This is a genomic window from Amycolatopsis sp. DG1A-15b (assembly GCF_030285645.1).
Taxonomy (GTDB): Bacteria; Actinomycetota; Actinomycetes; order Mycobacteriales; family Pseudonocardiaceae; genus Amycolatopsis.
In genome coordinates, this window is record NZ_CP127296.1 from 4809856 (window position 1) to 4833902 (window position 24047).

Genomic DNA, 24047 nt, shown 5'->3' on the forward strand with positions numbered 1-24047 from the left:
CCAAGTGGATTACCTCGCCACCATCCCCGTTTGCCGGTCAAATTTTACAGACCCTTTCGAAACGGATGAAAGTCCGCAGAAGCGCGCCAAAACGGTCCCATTCGGCAACATTGCCACACCTTCATTAGACCCACTATCGCCAGCTGAATAATACCGCAACGCGACGTCGCCACCGCATCGGTTGCTCCAGTCCCGGTCGTTTCCCGCGGCGTGAATTTCGATCATGGAAATAGCAGTCGGCACGACAGCCGTGATCGTTGTCGAATCTTGACCGTCAAGCACGGAGGTACGCAACAATGCGTCCAGAGCAACGCTCGGCACGGTGAAGTCGTCCAACCGCGTTGCGTGACGGGACATCCCGAATCGTGCCGAACCGCCGTCCTCATGCAACCTGGCGTCGCGCAGGCCACCGAAAACTCCCTGCAAGTGAAGGGAGCCACCGAGTTGATAGACATCCGGCACCGGGATGCCAAGTGGCCTCGCTACCGTAACCCGCGGGGCGGGTGTGTACTCCGCAGCAAGGTGCACGGTCATTCGCGCGTGTTCGCGAGCGGGCACGCGTCCTGGCGGCGCGCTGTTGAGGCACACGCGGATCACGTCGCCGTCCCGGGTGGCAGTGACCACGAGGTGACGTGGCCAGGATGCGCGAGGCGCGCGGATGAACGCCGACAGCACGACGTCGGCGAAGCGAACAGGCACCAACCCGGGACTGATTGCGGTCGCGGCTTCCGCGGCGATTTGCAGCATGACCGTGGCCGGAACGGTCGGACGCTCGTCAACAAGGTGGTCGAGTAACCAAGGGTGCTCGACCACGTCCAGCACGCACCGCCACGTGGCCGTGGCGCCGTCAGTGTCGGGCGGCGAGGTGAGGAACACCGGCGGTCGAGTGCTCGCCCGGTGACGCAAACCGGGAGCGCGGCGGTGCAGCGTCGACCATTCCGCCTCGCCGAGCCAGGTCGCGGCTAGCGCTCCACCGAGGTCGTGCCGCCCGGCCAGTTCGGCGCGGAACAACTCCGTGCCTTGCCCGTCGGTGAGGGGCGTGAGGCCGGTCAGGCCCGAAGTGAATGACGACCCGGTGGCGTAACTGGACGCAATACCCGATTCCACCCACAGCCCGGAGAGGATGGCCAGTTCGTCGCGCCCCGCTGCCCGACTGGTGGCGGCCGACAGCATCAGGTACTCGTTGCCCGCCTGATAGTCTCCTTCTCCCGGCATTCCAACGAACGCAACGACGGAGCTCAGTCCGCACCACAGCGCCGGTGGCCGCGTGGCCAGCGCTGTGCGCAAGTTGTGGTCACCACGCACCTTCACGTCACGAACGAGCCGGTAGTCATCGAGGGTCTTCCGGGTGAGGGCGGTGCTGTGGAGCAGTCCGGCGCCGTGCACGACGACATCGACACGACCCTCGGCGTCGACCACCTCGTCGATGACCGCCGCTACCTGGGCGCCGTCACGCACGTCGCACCGACGGTAGTGCACGCGGTCTTCACCGAACCGCACGCGCAGGTCCCGGATGGTGCGGGCGCGCTCGGCGGCGCGCACGGACTCGTTGAAGCGGCGGTCGAGTGAAGCCAGCTTCTCCCCGGGATAGCGGGCCATAAGCTCACGAAGGGCGGCGGGCTTGTCCGGCAGGTCCACCAGAGCGCTCGGGTCTGGCTCCGGCGCCGTACCCAACAGCCAGACCCCTCGCGGGGAGCGACCGGTGAGCAGCTCGCTCACCAGCCGAGCGGTAATTCCCCGCGCGCCGCCGGTGGCCAGTACCACCGGGTTCATGACCATCCCGGAGACAGTGTCTTCCGTATCGGCCTCGTTCACCGGGCGCGGTACCGGTACCAGTTCGTAGCGGGCGCCGGCACGCAAGTAGGTGACCGGAAGGTGCCGATGGTGCCCGCTTTCGGCGGCCAGTGCGGCCAGCCCGGCCGACAGGTTGTCGGAGTCGGTTATCACGGCGAAGGCCGCGCAGCCGGTCAGTTCCTGCTCAACGCTGCGCAGCAAACCGGTGCTGAGCCCGGTCTCCGGGCGCGGCACCTCGCCGTCGAAGCCGTCGAGCAGCAGCACGCCGAGGCTACCGCCCGCGTCCAGCGGCCCGGCCATCGCTCGAATCACGGCGAAGGCGAGGTCATTGGCGGTGAGCGCTTCCTCGAACGTCCCGCCCGCGCTCAGCACGATCCGGACGTGCTGTGCCTCGCTCGCGCGCACGAGTGCGTCGACGTGCGCAACATCGGTGTCGAGCCCGAGCACGGTGGCGGACTGCCGGTCGAACACGTCCGACGTGTCCGTGACAACGAGGCAGTTCGGCGGAATCGCCGGCATTTCCGGACGCTCCGGCCGAGCCGGGGCCGGCCACAACTCGAGGGCGTGCCGAGTGAGCTCTTCCCGCAGGCTGGTGCTTCGGCCGTCCTGTTTTGGCACGGTGACGACGACGGCCGCGGTGCGGTCGTCCTGCTGATTGGCGAGGACGCTCTGACCGGTGGTCGTGTGCAGTACCCGCAGCAGCTCGAATGCACCTTCCGCGCCGTGGTACACACGGTCCCGGCCGATCGCTGCGTGTCCGGCACCTGGCCGGCCGACATGGACTGTCGCCAGCTCGGGCAAATCATGACTCGTCGCGGTGCTGCGACGAGTCAGGACGACGCCGGCGGCGCCCTCTGCCGACTCGCGGCCTTCTCTCGGTTCCGCTTGCTCCGCTGCCGCGGAGACACCGACCACGAACGCGAGGTCGATATCGCCGTCGCGCAACGACCGGGTGGCCGTGACCAGTGCCGAGGTGAACGAGTCCAGGCCTGCGTCGAGCGACATGTTCGGTCCGTGCAGATCCAGCCGCTGGGCGATCCTGGCTGCGACGATGTTGGGCATCAGGCCGGGATAGGAGTCCTCCGTCGCGGCGGGCACCACGGTTCGGGCGGGCTCGGCGACTAGGTCATCGAACCGGTCGATGCCGCCGCGGGCCGCCAGGCCAGCGAGGTAGGCGCGGGTGTCACGGCGCACCGCGGCCGTTGTCGGCCCACTGTGGCCGACGAACACGGCGGTCCGCTCTGCCAATCCAGTACCACTGAACCAGCCGGCAGCCAGCGCGTCCGCGCACCGGACCGCGATCACCTGGCTGAGATCCATCGCGGCGATCGCCGACGGGGCGAGCCGCATGTCCACCGGAGACGGCAACCGGTAGTCCCCGGGAAACCTCGTGGGCCAGCTCGCAGGACCGCCGCGCAGCCACTCGCGTACTCGCTCGTCATCGGGATCACTCGGCAGGTGCGCGGCCCACCCGGCCACGACGACGGGGTCTTCGGCGGCGTCGGTTCGAGCGTCGGGCGGCGTGGCCGGGGCAGTGTCGCTGATCAGCAGGTGCCCGTTGGTCCCGCCGAAGCCCATGGCCGAGATGGCGACCGTGCGCGGGCGATCCCCGGCCGGCCACGGGACGTCCTGGGTGGGAACGGTGATGGGTACGTCGCGGCCAAGCCCGGCCGGCAGGCCGCTGAAGTGTCGTTGCGCGGGGATGCTCTCGTGGCGTAGTGCCAGCAGTGCGTGCACGGCGGAGACCGCGCCCGCCGCCCATCCGGGATGGCCGACCACCGACTTGTTGGACGACACCGTCCAACCGTCGCCTGCTCCGGCCAGCTCGCCGAGCACAGAAAGTTCCGTCCGATCGCCGGTGGGTGTGCCCGTGGCGTGCGCGATGACCCAGTCGATGTCGGCTGGAGCCACGCCCGCCGCAGCCCACGCCCGGCGCAGCGCAATCCGCTGGCCCACCGGGTTTGGCGCGTAGATAGCCTTCCCTTTGCCGTCAGACGAGCCACCGAAGCCGATCACATGGCCGAGTACGGTGTCTCCGTCGGTACGCGCACGCGACAGGGTTTTGAGCACGAGCACGGCCGCACTGTCGGTGAACAGCACCCCATCGGCGCGAGAGTCCAGCGGCCGAACCTCGCCCGAGTGCGACAGGCCGCGCAGTTTCGAGAACAGCACGAGGTTCTGCACGCCCAGTGCGAAGGCACCGCCACACACCGCGACGTCGGTCTCACCTGCCCGTAGTGCCCGTGCCCCGATGTCGATGGTGTAGAGCGACGACGAACACGCGGCGTCCAATACCACGACTTCGGTGTCGACAGGCAAGTTTGCTGCCGCCCGCCGGGCGATACGATAGGGCAGCATTCGCTCGGGAGAGTCGGTCGCCAGCGGGTACAGGCAGCGCAGCCGGCGCTCGGTCGCCGCGTCGAACCGGTCGCCGAGGAGCCTGCGCACTTCCCGGACAACTAGGCTCTGCTCCAGGTGGTGGCTGCCATCGGCAGTGAGGCCCACGGCAAACAGGTGCCGATCCGATGCCGACGTGTTCACCGTGGCCATGGCCTGGGTAATGCTGCGCCGCAACCAGCGTTCGGTGAAGTCCTCATCGGGATTGGCACCGCCGGAGGGCACCATGAAGCCCGACACCCGTGAGTAAGTGTGGTCATCCTCGTCGGGATCCGCCGACCAGACGTGGTCGAGGTCGATGCGCGTGCCTGGCTCGCCGAACACGGTGACGTCGCCGCGTAGCAGGTTCCAGAATTCATCCGGGGAGGCCACCCTGGGCAGCACGAGACCCATCCCGACTACTGCGACCACGTCCGGATCCGTGCCGCGCAGATGAACATCCGGTTGGGCCGACCTGGGGGTGGTGCCGGCGGACGAGCCGATCAGTGCGGCGTCCACCGTGAGGCACTGGCCGCTGAGCGGGGCCGCGAGAGGACCGGTCAAGTACACCAGCGCCGCGGCCACCTCGGCGCCGATCGCGCGGTCCTTCGGACCGACCACGGCGATCGCATTGACCCGGGTTTCCCCTGCCAGCTGCTCGACAGCGGCACGCACGGCGGCTGGGCCACCGCGGTCCCCCGGAGCGCCGGTCCGTATGTCGGCGACGATCACCGCAATCGGGCTTTTGGCCACCGCCGCCGCGCGGCAGACCTCGGACATCGGATAGTTGGCCAGGTCCGCGACGTGCACCGCCACCGCGTTGGCTGCGACGGGCGTCCCCGGTGTCACCGATGAGGCCTCGACCCCAGCCGCGGCGAGTGAACCGATTATCTCCCGCGCGAACGCTCCTGCCCCGACGATGACGTGCCCCCGCGTGGTCATCGCGTCACATCTTCAGCGGTCAGGATGGCCGTGACCGTGCCCGCGAGCTCGGCCAGCGTGGCATGAGCGATCAGCCGCCCGTCGCCAGCAGCGGCGGGCAGCCCGAACTCCGCCCTGACCCTGCCCAGCATCTCGGCCTGCTTGAGCGAGTCGATGCCCAGGTCAGCCTCCAAATCGGCCTCAGGCTCGACTGCTTCGAGGGGGTACTGCAGGACCGTCGCGTACAACAGGCGAAGCCGCTCGGCCACCTCCGCGACGCTCGAAGCCGTCGCGGCCAAGGGGACGGGGGCGGCAAGAGCGGCCGGAGTGTTCTTCGATTCGGGTGTCTCGGCCGAAGAGACGACCCTGACGGAGGGCACGCAGTCGCCCACCAGCTTGCCCAGGCCGCTGTGCCCGCACTCGACGACCGTCCTCACCCCTTCGGCGTGTAAAGCTCGGATCGCAGCGACGAAGTCCACCTGCGTGGTCAGGTGCTGGACCAGCAAGGCGCCCAGGTCGTCGGAGTCGTCGACGTATCCGCGCAACAGCGGGGAGTAGACCGGCAGCCGTAGCGGCCGTTGCCGGACACTCTTGACGTCCTCGGCGAACTGTTCGGCAGCCAACGCCATCCCAGGCGAGTGGTAGGCGTACGGCGCGGGCAGCCGAACCGCCCTCACCCCGAGCGCCCCGGCCACGCCGCGCACCACCTCGAGCACGCTGTCCGGCCCCGCTACGACGGTGCGTGCCGGCGCGTTGAGCACCGCGACTCGTGCCCTCCGATCCCCCACGGCGGCGACGACGAACCCGGTCCGGTCGGCGGGCAGGTCCATCGAGAGCATCCCGCCCGGCTCGGTCGCGCACTCGGCCAGAGCGACCGACCGGTGGCACACCAGCCGGAAACTGTCTATGAGGTCGAAGGCGCCCGCGACGGTGAGCGCGGCGAGTTCGCCCAGGCTGTGGCCGACCAGCACATCCGGGGTTCCCGCCCGGGCCGCCAGGTGGTACTCACCCACCGCAGCGGTGAACACCAGCAGCTGGAGAGTGAACGGGTCAGCTGTGACCAGCTCCGCCGCGGCCGGGGTAGCGGAATCGAGCAGGTGGTCCCGAACGCTGGGCCGACCGAATTCGGCGGCCGTCGCGTCGGCCGTGTCGAGGAGCCGGTCGAGCTCGGCAGAACTGCGCTCGCCAGCGAACATTCCGGGGCGGAAGGCCCCCTGGCCCGCTAGCAAGACCGCCGTCTTGGACATATCGGATCTCCCTTGTGGTCAGGTACGGGTCGCGGTACCGCGCGGCGCGGTCACTGTGCCGGAGAGGTCGTGGTCGCGGACGGCACCGGTGACCGCAGCCCGGTTCCGGCTCGCTCATTGCCGACCGGGAGCTCCAGCGACCTCAGCCGCGAGTTCCCGGGCGCAGCGAGGAAGACCGCCAGGAACTCGCCGAAGCGAGCTCGGTGCGCATCGAGGTCGGACCGACCGGTCACGGCACCGGAGCTGCTCACGCCCAGCCTCAGTGGCCCGTCCTGGGTACCGCCGTAGAAGTCCATCGACAGATCACGCACCGGTCCCGTCGACAGCTGGCACACCGAAGCAGCGCAGGCACCGAAGGTGAGCGCGCTGTCGAACGAGACGAGATTGGCCACCACTGCGGGGTATTCGACGTGTCCGTGCCGGGCACGCAATGCGCGGTGCACCTCCTCCGCGCGGTAGCGCTGGTGGCGCAGTGCTTGCACGATGGACTCATTCGCCTGAACCACCAGCTCGGCCGTCGTGACGGCCGCAGATACCGACAACCGAAGCGGCAGCTCGTTGGCGAGCATGGCGGGCGTGGTCAGTGCCAGCCGCGTGGTCCGCGCGCGCACCGGAAATCCGAGCACCATATCTTCCTGCCCGGTCAGCCGGTGCAGGTAGGTGGCGAGCGCGGCGATGCCCAGCACCGACCAGTGCACGTCGAGGACCGCGGCGGCCAGGTGCAGCTCGCGCATCGCGATCGCGACGTCTCCGGCGGTGCGCAGCACCCGTCGACGTGGCTCCGGCGTGCCGCCGAGGTTCATCCGTGCGGGCGGGTCGGCCATCCGGTCGAGCCAGTACCCCCGATCGCGGGCGAAGTCGGCCGAGGCGACGTAGCCGCGTTCCTCGCCGCTCAGATCGCGCAGCCGCCCGAACGAGCCTGGGGGCGGTTCGTTTCCGGTGACCAGCGCGGAGTACACCCGGGCGAGCCGGCGCCAATAGAGAGCCTGGCCGTAACCATCGAGCAGGACATGGTGGAACCGCAGATAGAAGAGGTGGTGCTCGGGCGCGAGCCGGAACAACGTCATCCGGACGAGTGAGTCGCTGCCGAGCCGCAGGGGCCTGTCCAAGTCCTCGGCCATTGCCGCCCGGGCCGCGTCCTTGCCGTCAGCCACCGACGCGGCCCCGGTGAGGTCGAGGAACTCCACGCCGAATCCGCCCGCCTCGGCGACGTCGGCGGCCGGCGCGCCGGAGACATCGGTGCGAGCCAGGTCCGGGCGTACGCGTAGCGCCTCACACTCGGAGTCCACTTGCTCGACCGCGCGGTCGAGCAAGTCCCGCTGCAACGGCCCGGACAGCTCGAGATATCCGGCGCAGTTGAACTGCGGGTTTTCCGGATCGACCTCGTGGGCCGCCCACACCTCCGACTGCGCGGTGAGCAGCCTGAGGCTGTCTGTCGCTGTCATGCTCGAACCCCTTGAAGTTGCGTTCTGCACGACATCAGTTCGGCTTAGCCAATACTGTGGTCGTCGCCCCCGCGGTCTCGCCTCCGTCGACAACCACCTCATGACCGGTGATGAACGCCGCATCAGGAGAAGCCAAGTAGAAGAAGGCGTTCGCGATCTCCTCGGGCGCGGCGTGCCTGCCCGCCGGGATACTGCCGTTGACCGCATCCAGCATGGAATCGGAGTATTCTGCCCGTTGCATCGGCGTGAGCACGGCTCCCGGCGCGACACACGCGACCCGGATCAACGGCGCGAGTTCGAGGGCGAACGTTCGGCACAAAGCCCCGATTCCTGCCTTGGACGCGTTATAGTCAGCGTACAAGGGATAGCCGCGCAGTCCGTTCACCGACGACGTGGCCAGCAGCACGCCCGGCCGCGCCGACGCGGACATCGCGCGAGCAGCATGGCGCCACAGAGCCAGGACCCCGAGAAGGTTGACTTCGAGCACTCTGCGAGCCTCTTCTTCACTGATTTCCAGTGCTGGGTGACGGATGCTGATCCCGGCGTTCGCGACCACCACATCGATGCCGCCGTGTTCGGACTCGACCTTGGCCACCGCTCCGGCCACCGCGGCCCAGTCCGAAACGTCGACTTCTTCCCAGCTGATCGAGGACCCGGCCGGGACAGCCGGTCTTACCATGTCGAAGTTGACCACGTGATCGCCTGCCGCTGCGAAACGCGCCGCAGTCGCCTCTCCGATGCCACTACTGGCACCCGACACAATCACCGTTCGCACGCACTTCTCCCGTTCAGTACAAAACGTATTCGCCGGCCGAACGCGATGACAGAACGGGCCGGCGGAGGTCCCGCCGGACCGTGAGCTTCTTCAGCCAGCGGTCGGTTCCGTCGTAGCGGCTGACGAACGAGCGGCGTCCGTGCACGGCGACGTAGTTGTCCACGACCAGAAGCGCTCCCGGAACGACGACCACGTCTTGTTGGACCCGTTCGAGCTCTTCCATCAGATGCCTCAGCGCACGCGCCGCGGCCGGATCGTCGCCCGCGCAGCGCATGAACGGACGGTCCACTTTCAGATAAGGGTGCGCGGGATCGCCGAAGAGGACCGCGACCGGCTCGGGAACATCACGCATCCGCTTCATCACCCGCAACGCCGGATGAGCCGGGTTCCGGATCTCAAGCTGCCGGATGTGCTCGTCATCAGGAAGAATGTGGAAACGCGGGGCCGCCAGCACCTTTCGATCACGGGCACTGAGCCGGACATCGCGAATCGAAGCGACGACCGTCGGCACGCGGTCGTGATTTCTGAGTCCGTAAAGCAGCAGGTAGTCGCAGCGGTCCGGATGGAAGCCGTCCTCCGTGTGGAACTCGAGCAACGATGTGCTGCCGTGGCCGTTCTGCCGGTGCTCGTCGCCGCGCACGGGAAGGATATCCTGCACCATCCGTCCCGACTGCAGCGTGGCCCAGGTGAACGGTTCTCCGAGCGACAGCCCGCACAGCGCCAGGATGATTTCGTGCTCGAGCGTCCGAGAATCCCCGGCCGGCGTACTCCAATGTGCCGGGGTCGGACCGATCGCATGATCGTCTACCGGCAGACCAGTCACGAGGAACGCCCCACCGGACTCCTTGCGACGGATGGACTCGAGAAACACACGAAGGCCCGGGGGCAGCGCCACCAGTTCTTTCCAGTGTTCGTCGTAGAAGGCCGATGAGGTCGGGTGCGCAACACTTTCACGCAGACTCCTGGCCAGCATCGAGATGGTGTGTGCCTCCGTCTCACTCAGCAGATACTCGGGGAGATCGCTGGTCGAAGGCGCGCCCATCACCGGTCCTGCCTTGCAAGGCCGGCGGGACGCAGGTCCGTCCAGTTCTGTTCGACGTAGTCGAGACAGGAACGCCGATCGGCTTCGCCGTATACTTGGCGCCAGCCCAGTGGTACCTCCGCGAAGGCGGGCCAGATCGAGTGCTGTCCTTCATCGTTGACCAGAACGAGAAACCGCCCCTGTTCATCATCGAACGGATTTTCCATGACTTTCTCCAAGTTCACGGTTGGCTAGCACTCGAAGTCTTCAGAAGACGGGCTCCTTCGGCCAGGAAATCGACCGGCAACTTCACAGTAATCGATCACCCCCGCCAGCGTGCTGCGCTCGAACAGCTGCCGCACCGGGATTTCCACATCGGCTCCGGCCCGAAACGCGCCCGCCAGGCGGCCCAGGACCAAGGAATCCGCACCCAACTCGAAGAAATCTTCGTCGTCCCCGATCGAAGGAAGCCCGAGCACTTCAGCGGCGATCGGGCGAAGCCGACGCATGAGTTCCACCCCCGCCTCCGACGGCACCGAGGGCTCGTGCCCGACCGCACCCGGCCGATCGGGCGTCGAGGCCGGCACCATCGGACATCCGGCGAGCTTTGCGCGCAGTACTCGGTGAATCAGCGTATTCGGATCACTTTCGAATGACTCGAACACGTGCACAAGCCACTCGATCCACGACCACAGCACAGATTCGTCGAACAACTCTTCCCGGTAATCTATCCGCAGGAAGATGCGATCATCACACGCTGCCATGAGGCGCAAGGGATAATGAAAGGCGTCATGAGCGGCCATTTCCACGAATCCCAGGTCCAGCCCGATCTCGCCGAGCGGGTTTCGTCCCGCCTGCCCGTAGTCGCCGAACTTGTCGATGGGGTAGTTTTCGAATACGACAGTTGTGTCGAACAGGGCCGTCCGGCCCACCGCGCGATGGATCTCCGTGAGCCCTAGATGGTGCTGGGCCACCAGCGCCGACTGTTCGTCCTGAACCCGGGTCAACAGGTCGATCAGCCGCTCGTCCGGCCGGATCCGCACCCGCACGGGTACGGTGTTGATCAACAGGCCGACGATCTCGGAGACGGCGGGCACTTCCGGCGAACGCCCGGATACCGTGGCGCCGAAAACCACGTCTTCGGTGTCCAGCAACCGAGCGAGCAGCAGCGACCAGGCCACCTGGGTCAAGGTGTTGACCGTGATCCCGCCGGCTCTCGCGGCCGCGGCGATCCGCCGAGAGGCTTCGACCGGCAACTGCGTCGAAATCCGAGCCGGCAGCACGGCGGTAGCCGCGGAACGGATGCCGGGAGCCACGAGCGCCGCGCGGTTCAGGCCGGCCAGCGCACTCGCCCAGACAGCGGCCGCCGACGACCGATCCTGTCTCGTCACCCACGCCAGGTAGTCGCCGTAGGAAGCGGGACCGGGCAGCTCGTCTCCCTTGTAGAGGGCGAAAAGATCGCGCAACAACGTCGGGATGGACCACCCGTCGACGACGATGTGGTGCAAGGTCAGGACGACCGTGGTTTTCCCGGAGCTTTCGCGGACGAGCATGAGCCTCGCTGGCGTCGGCGAGTTCAAGTCGAACGGCGTCAGCCGGTCACTCGCCAGCAGGGCCGGTAGATCGTCGACGAGTTCGACCTCGCTCCAGACCGGATCCACCCCGCTCGGCAGGACCTGCACCGGCCGCCCGGACGGGAGCCGGGGGAAGGCCGCACGCAGGGCCCCGTGCCTGCGCACCAAGGCTCGCCACGCCGCGCGCAGGTCGGCCGCACGGACCTCCCCCGTCAGCGTGAGCGCGATTTGCACGACGTGCACGTCGACTTCGCCGGCGCTGCAATCGGCGTGGAAGAGCAGGCCCTCCTGCAAAGGGGAGACCGGCCAGACGGCCTCTCGTTCCGGGTAGTGCCGGTCGAGGATCTCGGCTTCCGCCGGTGCGAGTGCCATTGCCGCCGGGACGGGCTCCCCATCCGGCGGACGGTCACCGGGACGAGCGTGGACGATCAATTCCCGGACGGTGCGATATCGGAAGATGTCGTGCGTGGTCACCACAAAACCCGCTTCGCGTGCCTTCACCGCCAGGTGGATCGACGAGATCGAGTCGCCGCCGAGTTCGAAGAAGTCTTCGCCCGTCCCGACCTCCGCAACGCCGAGCACCTCCGCGAAGGCTGCGCTCAGCGCTCGCTCACCGGCGTTCTGCGGGCGCCGCGGGGGCGGCCCGTCACGCTTCGCAGGCTCCGGCAGAGCGCGCCGGTCCACCTTCCCGTTGGCGGTCACCGGTATGGAGCCGAGACCGACGAAAGCCGTGGGGACCAGGTAGGAAGGCAGCCGTGCCTCGAGGTAACCCCGGAGATCGGCCGAAGCCGCCTCCGCCGGAACCACGTAGGCCACCAGCCGGTTCCCGCTCGTCGGCGCCTTACGCGCGACGACCAGTGCCCTGCGCACCGCCGGGTGGCCGGCCAGCACGGCGGAGACTTCGTCCGGTTCGACGCGGACGCCACGAATCTTCACCTGGTCGTCCACCCGCCCCTGGTATTCGAGTGCCCCGTCCGGACCACGGCGTCCCAGGTCGCCGGTGCGATACATCCGGCCACCGGAGGCGCCGAACGGGCAGGCCACAAACCGATCCGCGGTCAAGTCCGGCCGGCCCGTGTAGCCGTGCGCCAGCCCTGCGCCGGCCAGGTACAGCTCGCCGGTTTCCCCGGCCGGAACCGGGTGCAGGTTGTGGTCCAGCAGGTGAACCTGCGTGTTCCAGATCGGCAGTCCTATCGGGACACCGGCGCGCCGGTCTCCCGGATCGTACTGCCAGGCAGTCACGTCGACGGCGGCCTCGGTCGGGCCGTACAGGTTGTGCGGGGCGACTCCCAGCACGGCGTGGGCGCGGCCGGCCAGCTCCCGATCGAGCTGTTCACCGCTGCAAATGACACGGCGCAACCTGGTCCCTGTTGTTTCACGTGCGCGGATGAACGCATCCAGCATCGTCGGCACGAAGTGGGCGGTGGTCACCTTCTCCGTCTCGATCAACCGGGCCAGGTAAGCGGGATCGGTGTGCCCGCCCGGATCGGCCAGAACGACGGTGGCACCGGCCAGCAACGGCCAGAAGAGCTCCCACACGGACACGTCGAAGCCGACGGGTGTCTTGTGCAGCACCCGCTCGCCCGGCTCCAGCCCGAAGTGGTCCTGCATCCACAGCAGCCTGTTGACGATCGCGCTGTGGGGCACGACGACCCCCTTGGGCCGTCCGGTAGAACCCGACGTGTAGATGACGTAAGCAGGGTCCTCGGGCGCGGCGGCACCGAGCGTGAGCCGCCCGGGCACGGCTTTCACCAGCTCCTCGTAGGTTCGTTCGGTCACGGTGACGGTCGCCCGGGCGTCGGCGCACATGATCCCGGCCCGCTCCGCCGGGAGATCCGGATCGACGGGCAGGTACGCGGCGCCTGCCTTGTGCACGGCGTACAACGCGATCATCAGTTCCAGGGAGCGGGGCAGGGCAACCGCCACGACGTGTCCGCGCTCGACGCCGCGCAGCCGAAGGACCCGGGCGAGCCGGTTCGCGCGCCGGTCCAGCTCGCGGTAGGTCAACGTGTGCCCCTTGTGCACGACCGCGGTCGCTCCGGGCGTCCGGGCGGCCTGCTCCTGGAACAGTTCGGGCAGCGTCGTGCGGGGTACCGGACGAACGGTCGGGCTGTCGGCTCCGGCGAGCCGCGCGCCAGTACCGACGGGCGCCCGCTCGAGCCGGCCGGCGACGCGATCCGGATCGTCCACCACGGTTTCCATGACGCTCACCAGTCCCGCGGCGAGCCGGTCGACGGCGTCCCGGTCGATCAGGTCGGCCCGGAAGCTGAGGTGCAACGACATCTGTTCCCCGGGGTGAACGGCAAGACTGAGCGGGTAATGCATGACCCCGGACTTGCTGTCGTCAGGCAGCGCGGTGGCTCGGAGAGCACCGAAAACCTCCGGCTCTCCGGCCGGCTGACTCTCGAACACGATGACCGTGTCGAAAAGGTCCCCCAGTCCGACCGCCCGCTGGATGTTCGCCAGGCCGAGGTGGTGGTGCGCGATCAGGGCCGACTGCTGCCGCTGGATCCGGGTGAACATCCGCGTGAGCGGTTCTCCCGGGTCGACGGTGACCCGGACGGGGACGGTGGTGACCAGCAGGCCGACCATGTCCTCGACCCCGGGTACCTCCGCCGGCCGGACCGATACGGTCGCCCCGAACACGACGTCACGCCTGCCGAGCCGGTTCGACAGCAACAGGCCCCAGACACCTTGCACGATCGTGTTCAGCGTCAGCCGCCGTGCCCGTGCCTCCCGGTCGAGTGCGGCCGTCAGGCCGGCCGGCAATTCGGTGATGATCCTCGACGGCAATGCGGCGGTCCGCTCGCCCGTGTCGGGGACGACCAGCGCCGGCTCGTCCAGCCCCGCCAGCGCTGACCGCCATGCCTCGATGGCGTCGGTGCGGTTTTGCCGGCCGAGCCAGCCCAGATAGGCACTGTAGTTCGCCGGCGGCGCCGACTCGACCCCCGAGTACGCACGCATGAGATCGCGCCACAACACCGACATGGACCAGCCGTCCACCAGGATGTGGTGGATCGACAGCACCAGAGCCGCACGTCGTCGCCCCAGCCGGACCAGGAGGAATCGCAGGGCGGGAGCGTTCCCGAGGTCGAACCGCCGGAGGCGGTCGCGATCGAGCAGATCGGTCAGCTCGCTTCGCTGCCGGGCGGCCGGAACGTGGGAGAGATCTGTCACTTCGAACGGCACGGTGACGGCGGCGGGCACGACCTGGACGATCCGTCCCGAGGACAAGCCGAGGAAACCCGCCCGCAACGCGGAATGGCGCTGCACCACGCGGTCGCATGCGGCTCGGAGCTCCTGCTCCCGGATCGCTCCTTCCAGCACCAGTCCGGATTGGACGAGGTAGACATCGGGGCCCTGGGTGTCGTGCTGGGCGTGGAAGAAGAGTCCTTCTTGGAGGGACGACAAGGGCAGGACTTCTTCGGCAACAGGGTCGCGCACGTTCACTCGCTTTCCGCCGGGTCCGGAGTGGTGGCGTTACGCCAGGAGGCGACCTCGGCCAGTTCGTCGGCGTCCAGTTCGAGCGAGCCGTCCAGGTGCGGCTGCGAGTCGCCCGGATCCGGCCGCGTCACGTGCGTCGCCAGATCGGCGACGGTCGGGTGGGCAAACACCTGCTGCGCGGTGACCACGAGGTTCGCGGAACGAGCTCGCGCAGCCAGCCGGATCGCCGATACCGAGTGCCCGCCCAAGGCGAAGAAGTCATCGTCCGGTCCCACTTCGGGAACGCCGAGTACCTCGGAGAACAAGGTGGCCAGGAGCGCTTCCTCCGAGGTGGCCACCGGGCGCCGCCCTTCGTCGGCTTCGAAGTGCGGTTGCCGGAGCGCACCCCGATCGAGCTTCCCGTTGGTGGTCAGCGGCAGGTCGGCCAGCCCGATAAAAGCCGTGGGGACCAGGTGCCGGGGCAGCACCTCCGACAACGCCGCACGAAGGCGTGCCGGGTCGACGTCTGTGCCCTCCACGTACGCTGTCAACGCGGGTTTTCCCCATCGGTCGTCGCGCACCACCACCGCCGCACGCCGCACGCCGGAAATGCCCGACAGAGCTTGCTCGACCGCGCCGGGTTCCACGCGGAACCCGTTGACCTTGGCTTGGTCATCGAGGCGGCCGAGGTACTCGAGAACCCCGGTCCGGGTCCGGCGGACGAGGTCGCCGGTGCGGTAGATCCGCGCCCCGGCCGGGCCGAACGGGCAAGCCACGAAGCGCGTGGCGGTGCCGGCCGCCCGGCCGAGATAACCCCGCGCCAGCCCCACTCCCCCGAGGTACAACTCGCCGGGTACACCGTCCGGCACCGGCCGCAGCTCCGTGTCGAGCACGAAGGCGGCTTTGCCCGCCACCGGATGCCCGATGGGAATCGAGCCGCGTTCGACATCGGCCGGGACGATGTCGTGGGCGGTGGAGAATCCCAGTGTCTCGACCGGCCCGTAGCCGTTCACGACTCGCAATCGCGGGCACCGGGCGAGCACGGTGGCGACGTGGCTTGCCGACGCGGCCTCGCCGGCGGTCATGACCTGGGTCAGTCCGTCGAACACCTCCGGCCGTTCGTCCACGAGGAGGTTGAACAAGCTTGCCGACAGCTGCAAGGACGTCACCCCGTGTTCGGCCACGAGGTGCGCGACCGTGTCGAGGTCGATCTGCGCACCCGGGTACAGCACCGTCGTGCCGCCGAAAAGCAGGGCGCCGAAGACCTCCAGCGCGAACGCGTCCCAGGAGACCGGTGACAGCTGGAGCCATACCTGGTCCGCGCCGAAACTCAGGTAGTCCTGGCCGAGGTAGGTGCCGGTCAGGGCACGGTGCGGGGCCAGGACGCATTTCGGCCGGCCGGTCGAACCGGAGGTGAACATCGCACAAGCCGGCGCATCCGGGTCCACGGAAACAGCGGAGCTCGACGAGGATGTTTCGGGGAGCAGAGGTGCCTCGGCCATCAAGTTCAGAACTTCGACACCGCGCCACTCGACTGTCCGGGCGCGCGCGGATGTGGACAGCACCAAGCTCATTCCGGAGTCGCCGGCGACGGTGGCCACCCACTCCGGTGGAAACTCCACGTCCAGCAGCGCGTACGCCCGACCGGCCTTGAGCACGGCCAGCAGAGCCACGAGCAATTCCGGCCCTCGTTCCAGGTGGATGCCGATGACCGGGCCGGTGAGGGGCCGCGCGAGCAAGTGGTTGGCGAGGCGGTCGGCGCGGGAGTCCAGTTCGGCGTAGGTGAGCCGCTCGTCGCCGGCAATGACGGCGATCGCCTGGGGCGTGGCCCGAGCCCGATCCTGGAACACTTCGTGCAGGCACTCGCCGGGCGACCGGCCGACGGCGGCCTTGGCGATCCGCCCTCGTTCCTCCGGCAGGAGGACGTCCACCTGCCGGATCGGAATGGTGGGGGCGTCGGCGACCGTCAGCAGCGCTTGACCGAGGCGGTCCACCATGGCATTCGCAGTCGCCCGATCGAACAGATCGACGGCGTATACCAGGGCGAGTTCCAGTTCGTCACCGGACACGACACCGAACTCGAAGGTCAGGTCGAACCGAGCTGCCACATGCGCCGGAGGCTCTTCCTCGACCGCCAAACCGGTCAGCTTCAGAGCGGGCGCTCCGGTGTCGCGCGCGACCAGTACGACCTGGAACAAAGGGTGGACCGACGGCAGCCGGGCCGGGTCGATCGCTCCCACGACTTCGTCGAACGCGACGTCGGCGTTCGCGAACGCCTCGAGATCCGCCGCACGAACCCTGGTGAGGAGTTCCGCGAAAGTGATCTCGCCCGAAACGTCCGTGCGTAGCACCATTGTGTTTGCGAAGAAGCCGACCATCCCGTCCAACGCAGGGTCGGCCCTGGCCGCGCTCGGGGTTCCGACAGCAATGTCGGAGCCGGCACCGAGGCGGGACAGCACCAGGCTCAGCGCTGCCTGGACCACCATGAACAGCGTGACGTTGTGTTGCCGAGCGAGGTCCCGCAACGCGTTGTGCGACGACGTGCCCAGAACAGCGCGCACATGGTCACCATCGTGATTTCGGCGAGCCGGCCGCGGCCTGTCCGTCGGCAGGTTCGTGACGGTGGCCAGCCCGGCGAGGGCAGTGCGCCAATAGCGCAGTTGTTGCGTACGCAGGGTGCCGGAGTCACGCGGAGCGCTCAGGAACTCTTCGAGCCACAGCGTGTAATCGGCGTATTGAACCGGCAGCGGAGACCATGCCGGGGCGGTTGCCGCCACCCGCGCTTCATAGGCCGCTGCGAGATCGAGGGCGAATGGGCCGGCCGACCATCCGTCCGTTGCGCTGTGGTGGATCACCACGGACAGAACATGGTCCTGATCGCCGACGCTGCAGAGCCGAACCCGGATCGGCAGTTCCCCGGAAAGGTCGAAGGGGGCGCGTTCGGCTTCGGCGATGCGGCTTCGCCGCTCCTTCTCGTCGACGCACTCCAGGAACTCGACCCCGGGAAGCCGGTCCAGGATCCGCTGACGCGGCTCGCCGTTCGTAACCGGGAACACCGTACGCAGGGCCTCGTGCCGAAGTGCCACGTCACCGATCGCCGAAGCCAGAGCGACGCGATCGACGCCGCCACGAAGGCGCCACGCCGAGGGAACGTTGTACGGGGCACTGGTACCGTCGATCTGCGCCAGCGCCCAGAGTCTCCGTTGCGGAGCAGACAGCGGCAGCTCGGCCGGGCGTCGGCGGGGCTCCAGGCGCGGCGGCGCCACCCGCCCGGCCCGGCCGTCCAGCAGCAGAGCGAGTCCGGCCGCGGTGGGGTGGTCGAAAACATCCCGGACGCTGATCTCGGTTCGCAGTGCCGATCGCAGCCGCCCAACGAGCTTCGTGACCAGCAGCGAATGTCCGCCCAGGCGGAAGAAATCGTCGTCCGGGTCGATCGCTGCAACGTCGAGCGCCGCCGCAAACGCGTCCGCGACGACTGCCTCAAGCAGCGTCCTAGCGGCCCGGGCCGCCTGGGACGTCCACTTCGGCGCAGGCAACGCGCGCCGGTCCAATTTGCCCGATGTCGTCGTCGGGAGCACGTCCAATGCCACGACCACCGCGGGCACCATGTGTGCCGGCAGGACCGAACTCACCTCGGTGCGCACACCGTGCGGGTCGACCGAGCTCCCTGGAGCGGGCACGACGTACGCCACGAGCTGGGGGTCACCGAACTGATCGGCGCGGACGACGACGGCCGCCTGAGCCACTTCCGGCAGCGCCGCGATCACCAGTTCCGCCTGACGCGGTTCCACCCGGAACCCGCGGATCTTGACCTGGTCGTCGGCGCGACCGACAAAGCACAGCTCGCCACCGGAATCCCGACGTACGAGGTCGCCGGTGCGATACATCCGCTCGCCGTTGCCGGCGGTACAAGCCACAAATCGCTCGGCGGTCGCACCCGGACGCCCGGCATAACCGCGGGCCACGCCTTCTCCGGAAATGTACAGCTCACCGACCACTCCCTCGGCCACCGGCCGGAGAAAGGTGTCGAGGACGTGAATCCGGTTGTTGTCCGCGGGTTCACCGATGCTGGGCCGCTCGACGTCGTCGATCCGGCAGTACAGCGGGTCGATGGTGCATTCGGTCGGTCCGTACATGTTGTAAGCCGACACGTCGGCGCGTCGCAACCGCAACCACAACTCCGGTGAGATCGGCTCTCCGCCCAAAGCCAGCACCCGCGGCCCGGGTTCTTCGAGCAGGCCTCCGCTCAGCAGCAGTTCCACGTGGCTGGGCGTGGTCTCCACGACATCGAGGGCGTGCTGGTGCACGTAGGCGACCAGTGCCTCGGTGTCCTTGCGCACGGTGTCGTCGAGGAGGTGCAACTCGTGCCCGGCGACCATCCAAAACAACGGTGACCAGAACCCGTCGAACGTCATCGCGTAGGTCAAGGCGACCCGGAGGCGGGTGTTTCCCGTTGCCTCTTTCGCGTAGTAGTGCCGTTCGTGACTGTGGAACATGTTGCTCAGGCTGTGCTGCTCGACCAGAACGATCTTCGGTTGCCCCGTGGATCCAGAGGTCGGAATGGCATACGCGAGCGCACACCCAGCGCCGTGCGGTGGCAACGCGGCGTCGCTCCCGGGACCCTCCCCGTCCACACCGGATATCCAGCGGCCGCCGGGTATCCCGGGCAACGCCACGGCCAGATCCGCGGTCGTCAGCCCGACGACCGGACCGGTCCGGGCGAGCACCTCGGCGATCCAGCCGCCCGGCTGGTCGGGATCGATCGGCAGGTACGCCGCTCCGGACCGGAGGATCGCCAGCACGGCGACGAGAGCATCGGCCGATCGCGGCACCGCGGCAGCCACGAACCGGTCCGCCACGGCACCGTGCCGGTGCAGTTCGCGAGCCAGCCGCTCGACACGCACGCCCAGTTCACTGAAGGTGATGCGTTGTCCGTCCGCCACCATCGCGACGGCATCGGGAGTTCGCTCGACCTGTCCGGTGAAGACGTCGACGAGCGATGACGGCGACGGCGAAGCCGGCGGCAAGGTACCGGTCGAGCCGACCTCGTCCCGTCCGGGAAGAGCGGGCAACCGACCGAGCGGCTGGTTCGGGTCGCGCAAGATCCGCCGCACCGTCTTGAGGTAGAGATCCAGCCAGATCGACGCGGTTCTTCCCGAAATGACGTCCGGCCGGTACCCCAGTTCGAAACGCAGGGACGGGCCCGGGAAGACGACGAAGTTCAACGGATAGTGCGTGGCTTCCGGATCCGCGTCGTCGTCCAGCAACCTCACCGCCAGACCCGGCACGATATTCGCCAGCTCCGCGGCATCATAGGGAATGTTCTCGTATACGAAGGTGGTGTCAAAAAGAGGTTCCTCGAAACCGGCCGCACGTTGGATATCGGGAAGGCCGAGGTGATGGTGTTCGAACAGGCCGGCCTGTTCGAGCTGCAGGCGTGCGAAGAACTCGGCGGCGGGCTCCGCGGGGTTTAGGCGAGCACGCATCGGCACGGTATTCATCACGATCCCGACCAGACGTTCGATACCGGCTACTTCCGCGTTCCTGCCGGTGACCTGGATCCCCGAGACGACATCGCGAACACCCGTCATGGCGCTGAGCACCAACGCCCACACCCCTTGCAGGATCGTGCTCGGGGTGAGGTTCCGGCTGCGGGCGACGTCGCCGAGGAGCCCGACTTCGGCTTCGGGCAGCACCGCGGTCAGGCGGCGAGGTGCAGCGGGATTGCCGAGGCCGGCGCCGGGTGCGGCCAGGGTGGGACCGGCCAGGTCGGACAGCGCGACCTGCCAGGCATTCCCGGCGGCGACGTCGTCGCGAGCGTCGAGCCAGCGCTGGTAGCCGGCGTAGGGTGCCACCGGCGGGAGCGCCGACGGATCGGCGCCGTGAGCGTACAGCTCGAGCAGTTCTTCGAGTACCAGCGGCACCGACCAGCCGTCGAGGATCGCGTGGTGCGCCGTCACCGCGAGCACCGCCCTTTCCGGTGCCGACCGGATCAAGGCGAAGCGCACCAGCGGCGGGCGGGTCATCGCGAAGCGCCGCGCCCGCTCGTCGGCCAAGACGTCGTCCTCGCGGGACCGTTGTGCCCCGGCGCCCCCTGTGGTCAGGTCGTACTCGCGCCACGGGATCGCAACCCCTTTGGCGACGACCCTCACTGGCTCACCAGTCCGGCGGTGGACGAAAGCCGAGCGCAATGCGGCGTGGCGCGCGATCAGGACTTCGCACGATTCGCGCAGCAAGCTCACGTCCAAAGGACCGGTGAGCTCCAACGCGAACTGGACGATGTAGACGTCCGTGCTGTTTTCGTCGTAAAGGCTGTGGAAGAGCATTCCCGCTTGAAGAGGCACGAGCGGGTGAACTTCCGCGACCTCGGGCCGGCTCACGCGTCACTCCCCAGTTCCGACTGCACCATCGCCAGTTCGTCGTCATCGAGGCGCGCGGGCTCGAGTCCGGGAACCGCCGTTGTCTCGAGGGGCTGGACCGGCCGCGCCGCCTGGGCGAGTTCCGCGATGGTGTTCCAGGCGAACACGTCACGCAGGGTGATGCCCCAGCCGGCGCCGGCCGCGCGGGCGACCAGCCGCAGTGCCGAGATGGAATCACCCCCCAGCTCGAAAAACCCTTGATCGACCGGTGCTTCGGCAATGCCGAGCACGCTGACGACCAGGCCGGCGAACAGCTCCTCGCGCCGGGTGCCGGGTGTCTTCCCGCTTCCGCCGGCGCGTCCTGGCACCGGCGGATCCGGCAACGCGCGGCGGTCGAGCTTGCCGTTGGCCGTGACCGGGAACGACGACATCGGCAGCACTGTTTCCGGGACCAGGTAGTCAGGCAGCTGTGCGCCGAGTCGCGCACGCAGTTCGGCCGGCTCCGGAGCACATCCCTCGGCTGGAACCACATACGCCGCGAGTGCCCGTTGCCCGGTGCCGTTTTCGCGAACGGTGACGGCTGCGCGAGCCACGTCGGGAAATCGCAGCAAAGCCGCTTCGACCTCGCCCGGCTCGACCCGAAAACCGCGGATCTTGACCTGGTCGTCCGCACGCCCGGCGAAGTGCAGCGCAGCATCCGCGCCGGCGCGGACGAGGTCGCCGGAGCGGTACATCCGGCTGCCTTCGCCGGTGAACGGGTCGGCGACGAACCGTTCCGCGGTCATCGCCGGCTGCCCTGCGTACCCGCGCGCGATTCCCGCTCCGCCGATGTAGAGTTCACCGATCTGCCCCTGCGGCACCGGCCGTAGGCTGTCGTCCAGCACGTAGGCTCGAACACCGAGCAGTGGCCGTCCGATCGGCACATCCGAAGTGAGGCCAACCGGATCGCCGACGGCGTGGCTGGTCGCGAACACCGTGGTCTCAGTGGGGCCGTAACCGTTGACCACCGAGATCCCCGGACACGCCACCAGGACACGGCTTACTGCCTCCACGGGAACGACGTCGCCTCCGGTCCAAACCTCTTGTAGCCCTCGCAGCGCCTGCGGGTGCTCGGCGGCGACCGCCGCGAAGACGCCCGCGGTGAGCCAAATCCGGGTGAGCTGCCGCCCGGTGACGAGTTGCGACAACGTGGCGATGTCCAGCTCCGGCTCGGGCCACAGCAGGACCTGTCCGCCGTTGAGCAACGTCACCCACAGCTCGAAGACGCTGGCGTCGAACGCTTCTGCAGAGTGGAGCAGCACACGAAGGTCCCCGTTGGCACCGAAGCGCGGCTCCGCCGCGAGGTCGAGCACATTGCGGTGGGTGACGCCGATCACCTTCGGACGGCCGCTCGATCCCGAGGTCCGCATGAGGTAGGCCAGTGCGTCCGGCGGCACGCGTCCCACATCCGCCGGCCCGCTGTCGGCTTCCTCGGCTCCCGCCTCGACGATCGGCAACCCGAGCGCAACGTCCGCTTCCGAAGGCGCTCCGTCACTGACCAGAACCCGCACGCCCGCATCGCGGAGGAACTCGGCGCGCGCGGCCGGGGAAAGCCGGGGATCGATCGGAACGTAGGCCGCGCCCACCTTGAGCACGGCCAACAGGGCGACCACGTGATACGCCGAACGCCGATGCAGGACTCCGACCGGTCCCGTTCGCTCGAAGCGGAGCAGCCGGGCCGCGAGCCGATCCGCGGCGGCGTCCAGTTCGGCATAGCTCAGCTCGTGGTCACCGCACGCCACGGCGATCGCGGCCGGCGTGCGACTGGTTCGCGCTCGCAGTGATTCATGAATCGTGCTCATGAGCCGGTTCAGCCTCCTGCTACTGACCGTATGGCCGCAAAGCGGCTCCGGACCTTCCACGGTTCCAGCGATCGGGCCGGCGTTCGAGGACACATGCCCGGCAACTGGCACGGGGGCAGCGGCAACCTTGACGCGGATATGTTGCCTGGGCTGTTGCCTGGCCGATGACGATCGAATCCCGCGAACATCGGTGCGGACCGGAACCCCGGCCACGATTCAGGAGGCCGCGATGGACCGATGCATCATCTCCGGCGACGACATGCTGCTGCTGGATTGGAACGAGAGCCCCCTCGGCCCACCACCCGAGGCGGTCGCTCGCGCCGTCGACGCCGTCCAGCGGTTGCACCGTTACCCCCGCGGTCTTCTCGCCGAAGTCGGCGCGCTGGCGGCCGAACACTTCGGCGTCGGTCAGGACGAGCTCCTCCTGACCGCGGGGGTGGACGAGGCCGTGGACATCGCATTGTCCCTGGTGGACCGAGCCTGGGCGCTGCGACCCGGTTTCGACGCCTATCCCGATCGCGCCGGGGTAGGGCGCAAGCAATTCCTGCCCATTCGCCTCGGACCGGATTGGCAACCGGCTGGGATACCGGCGGAGCTGGGTAACGGCGACATGGTGTTCATCGCGCAACCGAACAACCCGACCGGCACGATGGTCTCCGGCGAGTGGCTGTCCCGAGTGAGCGAGAAGGCCGAGTACCTCTTTCTCGACGAAACCTACCAAGAGTTCTCCGGCACGCCGAGCGTGCTCAGCGGCGCTCGCCCGGGCCGCGGCCTCCTGGTGTACCGCAGCTTCGCGAAGGCATTCGGGCTGGCAGGCATCCGCGTGGGCTGCCTCATCGCGGAGGCCGGGCTGATCACCGAGCTGGCGCCCGCCAGGCGGTTCATGCCGATCGACGCGGTCAGTCTCGCCGCCGCTGCGGGCGTGCTGGCAGCACCCGCCTTCATCCAACGGCTCGCCGACCACGTGCGGGCCGCCCGCCCGGTGCTGGCCACCATCCTGCGCGACAGCGGTGTCTTCGCCGAGGTGCGCGACACGCACGCCAACTTCGTCATGGCCAAACTCCGGCCGGACCGCGCCGGCCCGGTGCTGGACGCGCTGCTGTGCGACCGGATACAGGTCAAGCACTGCGACTCGTTCGGCTTGCCGGGCTGGCTCCGCGTGAGCGTCGGCACGGAGGACGACCATCGCCAGCTCGCTCTCTGCCTGTCCGGTGTTCCCGTCCGCTGACCCGAATCCTGTCGGTATCGAAATAATCGAATCGAGGACGCTC

General features: G+C 68.4%; 10 protein-coding genes. 1 reads left to right on the forward strand and 9 read right to left on the reverse strand.

The window, feature by feature from the left end; all coding sequences use genetic code 11:
- Positions 1-9: 9 nt before the first annotated feature.
- From QRY02_RS21905 to QRY02_RS21945, 9 genes are read right to left on the reverse strand one after another with little or no spacing between them, the layout of a single operon-like run.
- Positions 10-5112 carry an SDR family oxidoreductase gene (locus QRY02_RS21905; protein ID WP_285993384.1) on the reverse strand — a complete coding sequence of 1701 codons (5103 nt, stop codon included), beginning with the start codon at positions 5110-5112 and terminating at the stop codon, positions 10-12.
- On the reverse strand, positions 5109-6338 hold the full coding sequence (locus QRY02_RS21910; RefSeq protein WP_285993385.1) for an acyltransferase domain-containing protein: 1230 nt from the start codon (positions 6336-6338) through the stop codon (positions 5109-5111). The genes QRY02_RS21905 and QRY02_RS21910 overlap by 4 nt, the downstream gene beginning before the upstream one ends.
- Positions 6339-6388: 50 nt before the next feature.
- The gene (locus QRY02_RS21915) at positions 6389-7783 is read right to left on the reverse strand and encodes a condensation domain-containing protein (protein WP_285993386.1); all 1395 of its coding nucleotides are present in this window, start codon (positions 7781-7783) and stop codon (positions 6389-6391) included.
- A gap of 34 nt (positions 7784-7817) precedes the next feature.
- On the reverse strand, positions 7818-8558 hold the full coding sequence (locus QRY02_RS21920) for an SDR family NAD(P)-dependent oxidoreductase (RefSeq protein ID WP_285993387.1): 741 nt from the start codon (positions 8556-8558) through the stop codon (positions 7818-7820).
- 13 nt (positions 8559-8571) lie between these two features.
- Positions 8572-9600, reverse strand: a complete 1029-nt coding sequence (gene gntD / locus QRY02_RS21925; RefSeq protein WP_285993388.1) for a guanitoxin biosynthesis L-enduracididine beta-hydroxylase GntD — start codon at positions 9598-9600, stop codon at positions 8572-8574.
- The gene (locus tag QRY02_RS21930) at positions 9600-9806 is read right to left on the reverse strand and encodes an MbtH family protein (protein WP_285993389.1); all 207 of its coding nucleotides are present in this window, start codon (positions 9804-9806) and stop codon (positions 9600-9602) included. The genes gntD and QRY02_RS21930 overlap by 1 nt, the downstream gene beginning before the upstream one ends.
- 24 nt (positions 9807-9830) lie before the next feature.
- The gene (locus QRY02_RS21935) at positions 9831-14603 is read right to left on the reverse strand and encodes a non-ribosomal peptide synthetase (RefSeq protein WP_285993390.1); all 4773 of its coding nucleotides are present in this window, start codon (positions 14601-14603) and stop codon (positions 9831-9833) included.
- Complete coding sequence (locus tag QRY02_RS21940) at positions 14600-20956, reverse strand: non-ribosomal peptide synthetase (RefSeq protein WP_285993391.1); 6357 nt, start codon at positions 20954-20956, stop codon at positions 14600-14602. The genes QRY02_RS21935 and QRY02_RS21940 overlap by 4 nt, the downstream gene beginning before the upstream one ends.
- Entirely contained in the window at positions 20953-22776 is a 1824-nt protein-coding gene (locus QRY02_RS21945; RefSeq protein WP_285993392.1) for a non-ribosomal peptide synthetase, read from the reverse strand. Before QRY02_RS21945 ends, QRY02_RS21940 begins: the two co-directional genes overlap by 4 nt.
- A gap of 229 nt (positions 22777-23005) precedes the next feature.
- Here QRY02_RS21945 and QRY02_RS21950 point away from each other — a divergent pair, with 229 nt between their 5' ends.
- Positions 23006-24004 carry a pyridoxal phosphate-dependent aminotransferase gene (locus QRY02_RS21950; RefSeq protein ID WP_285993393.1) on the forward strand — a complete coding sequence of 333 codons (999 nt, stop codon included), beginning with the start codon at positions 23006-23008 and terminating at the stop codon, positions 24002-24004.
- The last annotated feature ends 43 nt before the right edge of the window (positions 24005-24047 follow it).